Annotated in this window: 4 protein-coding genes; all 4 read right to left on the bottom strand. The window is 62.5% G+C overall.

Going from position 1 to position 4,457, the window contains the following annotated elements; all coding sequences use genetic code 11:
* Window positions 1-140: 140 nt before the first annotated feature.
* Complete coding sequence (locus NKJ06_RS34605) at window positions 141-1,139, bottom strand: ABC transporter ATP-binding protein (protein WP_352812403.1); 999 nt, start codon at window positions 1,137-1,139, stop codon at window positions 141-143.
* 15 nt (window positions 1,140-1,154) lie between these two features.
* Window positions 1,155-2,216, bottom strand: a complete 1,062-nt coding sequence (locus NKJ06_RS34600) for a Gfo/Idh/MocA family protein (RefSeq protein ID WP_352812400.1) — start codon at window positions 2,214-2,216, stop codon at window positions 1,155-1,157.
* Window positions 2,213-3,052 (bottom strand): carbohydrate ABC transporter permease, encoded by an 840-nt coding sequence (locus NKJ06_RS34595; RefSeq protein ID WP_352634295.1) that lies wholly within the window; start codon window positions 3,050-3,052, stop codon window positions 2,213-2,215. Before NKJ06_RS34595 ends, NKJ06_RS34600 begins: the two co-directional genes overlap by 4 nt.
* 227 nt (window positions 3,053-3,279) lie before the next feature.
* Window positions 3,280-4,209 carry a carbohydrate ABC transporter permease gene (locus NKJ06_RS34590; RefSeq protein WP_352634297.1) on the bottom strand — a complete coding sequence of 310 codons (930 nt, stop codon included), beginning with the start codon at window positions 4,207-4,209 and terminating at the stop codon, window positions 3,280-3,282.
* Window positions 4,210-4,457: the final 248 nt, after the last annotated feature.

The raw sequence follows: 4,457 nt of genomic DNA, 5'->3' as shown, positions 1-4,457 counted from the left end.
AACCATCGCCGGTCCTCCCGGCGAGGGAGAAAACTGTCACCCATCTAATCAGTCCATTCTGTTACCTATCTATCCGGTTCGGACAGCCGAGCCACCTCTCCCCCCTCCGGAGGGAGAGGAAGGGAGAAGCGCCGGCATATTTACTTGATCGTCTTCCCATCAGCCCCAAACCGATACGTCTTCGCAGGATCCGGCGTCGCATACAGCGTCGCGCCCGGTTCTGCATCGTACACCCCGAAAATCCGCACGGTGATCAGCCCGGCCTTCTCGCAATCGAGATAGAGATTGGTGTCGGCGCCGAGGTGCTCGGCATGGACGACCGTCCCCTTCCATGCGCCCGCCTTCGGATCGACGGTCAGATGTTCCGGCCGCACGCCGATGGTCTTGGCGATTTCTCCAAGGCGGGCGCCGTCGACGAAGTTCATCTTCGGCGAGCCGATGAAGCCGGCGACGAACTCGTTCGCCGGCGAATTGTAGAGTTCCATCGGACCGCCGATCTGTTCGATCCTGCCGGCGTTGAGCACGACGATCTTGTCGGCCAGCGTCATCGCCTCGACCTGGTCGTGGGTGACGTAGATCATCGTAGCCTTCAGACGGCGGTGTAGCTGAGCGATTTCCAGACGCGTGTTGACACGCAACGCCGCGTCAAGATTGGACAATGGTTCGTCGAACAGAAAAAGCTTAGGCTCGCGGACCACGGCGCGGCCGATGGCGACGCGCTGGCGCTGGCCGCCGGAGAGCTCGGCCGGCCGCCTTTCGAGATAGGGCTCCAGCGACAGCATCGACGAGGCGATGCCGATACGGCGATCGATCTCGGCCGCCGGCGTGCCGGCCTGCTTCAGGCCGAGACCCATATTGTTCTTCACCGTCAGATGCGGGTAGAGCGCGTAAGTCTGGAACACCATGGCGATGCCGCGCTTTGCCGGCGGGGTGGCGGAAACGTCCGCGCCGTCGATGACCACGCGGCCGGAGGTCGAATCCTCCAGTCCGGCGATAACCCTGAGCAAGGTCGACTTGCCGCAGCCGGAGGGGCCGACGAAGACGACGAATTCGCCGTCGTTCACCGCAAGGTTGATGCCCTTCAGCACCTCGACCGGCCCGAAAGCCTTCTTCACATTCTCGATGTTCAGCGAGCCCACGGCTTCGTCCCTGTTCTAGAGTTTGATGGCTGCGCCACTGCGCACGCTCTCGTCGGCGGCGAGGCAGACGGCGAGCGACTTGACCGCGTCGTCCATGTGTTGGGTCAGATCCAGATCCTCGCGGATCGCCTTCAGCACGAAGGCCTGTTCGAGATCGCAGAGGTCCTGGTGGCCCGGCTCGCCTTCCATCGACAGCATTTCGTCCGGCCTGGCGAATTTGCCGTCCGCACCGGTCGCGGCACTGTGCAGGCGGATGGTCGAGGTCTTGGTGTGGGTGTCGATGTCGTCGGACTTCACGCCTTCCTTCATCACGATCGACACGCAGCCATTGGGAGAGATGACGTCCTTCACGAAGAAGGCCGTCTCCGAAATCATCGGCCCCCAGCCGGCCTCGTACCAGCCGACGGACCCGTCATCGAACAGCACCTGCAGGTGACCGTAATTGTACATGGAGGGTGCCACCTCCTCGGTCAGCCGCAGCCCCATGCCACGCACCTCGACCGGCCTCGCATCGGTGATCTGCAGCATGACGTCGAGATAATGCACGCCGCAGTCGACGATTGGCGAGGTCGTCTGCATCAACTGCTTGTGCGTCTCCCAAGTGGACCCCGAGGATTGCTGGTTGAGGTTCATGCGGAAGACATAGGGGCCGCCGAGCTTGCGCGCCTCGGCGATCAGCCTGATCCAGGACGGATGGTGGCGCAGGATGTAGCCGATCACCAGTTTTTTGCCATTGGCCTTGGCCGCCGCCACGACGCGCTTTGCATCGGCGACCGTCGTTGCCAGCGGCTTTTCGACGAAGACATGGCAGCCGGCCTCGAACGCCTTCACCGCATAGTCGGCATGGCTGTCGGAATAAGTGGCGATGCAGGCGACATCGGGCTTTTCGTCACGCAGGGCGTCGTCGAAGGAACGCCTGATGCCATAGCCAGACAGTCCTTCCGGCAGCGGCACATCGGAGCGGTTGATGAGTGCCGCGATCTGGAAACCCGGGTTGGTGTGATAGGCCAGCGCATGGCTGCGGCCCATATTGCCGAGACCGGCGACAACAACGCGCAGGGGTGTTTCAGAACTCACTTGACGGCTCCAGAGGTGATGCCGCGGATCAGCTGCCGCGAGAAGATGACGTAGAGGATCAGCACCGGCATGATCGCCAGCGACAGTGCAGCCAGGATGGCATTCCAGTTGGTGACGAACTGACCGAGGAACAGCTGCGCGCCGAGCGTCACGGTCTTGGTTTCTTCCGACGGCGCCAGGATCAGCGGGAACCACAGATCGTTCCAGATCGGGATCATGGTGAAGACGGCGACCGTCGCCATCGAGGGCCGCACCAGCGGCAGCACCAGCCGGAAGAAAATGGTGTATTCGGACAGGCCGTCGATGCGGCCGGCATTCTTCAGATCGTCGGACACCTGCTTCATGAATTCCGACAGGATGAAGACGGCGAGCGGCAGGCCTTGCGCGGTGTAGACCAGAATCAGTGCCGTCAGCGTGTTGACCAGCCCGCTCGCCACCATCAATTGCAGGATGGCGACGGTGCCGAGGCGGATCGGGATCATGATGCCGAGCGCCAGATATAGCCCCATCAGCGAATTGCCGCGAAAGCGGTATTCCGACAGTGCAAACGCCGCCATGGCGCCGAACAGAAGCACGAAGAACAGCGAGGCGACGGTGACGATGAGGCTGTTCTGGAAATAGTGGATGAAATCGCCCTGGCCGATCACGGTGGTGTAGCCGATCAGGTCGAACGTTTTTGGCGTCGGCGGCGTCAGCGGCGCGCCGAAGATGCTAGCGCGTGACTTGAACGAGTTCATGATGACGAGGATCACCGGAAACAGCGCGATCGCCGTGTAGGTCAACAGGATCGCGTGGGCGCCGATGGTGCGGGGCACGGAACGGGTGGCGGTGCTCATTGGAGCGTCTCCTGAAGAGCTGCAATTTTTAAGAGCGGCGCCCAGGCACCCCCCTCTGCCCTGCCGGGCATCTCCCCCGCAAGGGGGGAGATTGGCGGCGTTGGCCTTACCGCACATCTTGCAATGCGGGGGATTGGCGAAGGCCGAAGTGACATCTGATCTCCCCCCTTGCGGGGGAGATGTCCGGCAGGACAGAGGGGGGTGTTTAGCCGTGACATATCCGCCCCTCAGAACTGGTAGCGACGCAGGCGCGTCTGCACGAGGAAGAGGTAAACGCAGACGCCGCCGAGGATGATCAGGAACATCATCGTGGCGATCGCCGCACCCATATTGGGGTCGCCGACCTGCAACTGGAAGCCGAAGAAGGCGCGGTAGAGGAAGGTGCCGAGAATATCGGTCGAATAGTTCGGCCCGGCGAGCGCGCCTTGCGCGGTGTAGATCAGGTCGAAGGCGTTGAAATTGCCGACGAAGGTGAGGATCGAGATGATGCCGATCGACGGCAGGATCAGCGGCAGCTTGATCTTCCAGAACTGCGACAGGCCGGTGATCCCATCGCACTCGGCCGCCTCGATCACCTCTTCAGGGATCGACAGCAGGGCGGCATAGATCAGCATCATCGGGATGCCGACGAACTGCCACACCGAGATCAGGCTGAGCGCGGTCAGCGCATATTGCTCTTTGCCCAGCCACGGCGTGAACAAGCTTTTCAGGCCGACAAGATCCATCAGATGCGGCGCCACGCCCCACAGTGGCGACAGGATAAGCTTCCAGGCGAAGCCGACGATGACGAAGGACAGGATGGTCGGCACGAAAATCGCCGTGCGGTAGAAGGCCGCGAATCTGAGCTTGGGGCTGGACAGCAGGGCGGCCAGCATGACGCCGATCGGATTCTGCACGACCATGTGGATGATGAAGAACCAGGTGTTGTTCCTGAGCGCGTTCCAGAAGCCCACCGACCAGTTGGGATCGCCGAACAGGGTGCGGAAGTTTTGCAGCCCGACGAAGACCTGGTGCTGCTCGATGTTGCGGAACAGCGACAGCTGCAGCGTGCCGGCGAGCGGCAGGATCATGATCGCCGTGTAGACGAGCACCGCCGGCGCCAGGAAGATGCCGATGTGCCAGCGGAACGGTCTTTTCGGTCGTGTTTCTGCGGCCATGAGTTCGGTCCCCGCCGATCAGGTTGGCAAATGCCGCCAAAGGCGACAGAGGGGGTCGGTAGAGGCAGGCTGCGACCTGATCGTTGCTGGAAAGCACGATCAAATGTCGATGGCGCACTGCCTTGACCGACCCCACCCGCCACCCGTAGGGCGGCCCCCATACCCCGCGGGGGGGGGGGGGCGCCCGCCATTGGGGGCCTTTGGCCAACGTGTCGGGGGGGCGCCCACGGAAGGCCGCCCGAACACCC

This window comes from Mesorhizobium sp. M0293 (genome assembly GCF_040321735.1).
Classification (GTDB): domain Bacteria; phylum Pseudomonadota; class Alphaproteobacteria; order Rhizobiales; family Rhizobiaceae; genus Mesorhizobium.
Note: the sequence above shows the minus strand (reverse complement) of the source record. Positions and strands in the feature narration are given on the sequence as shown.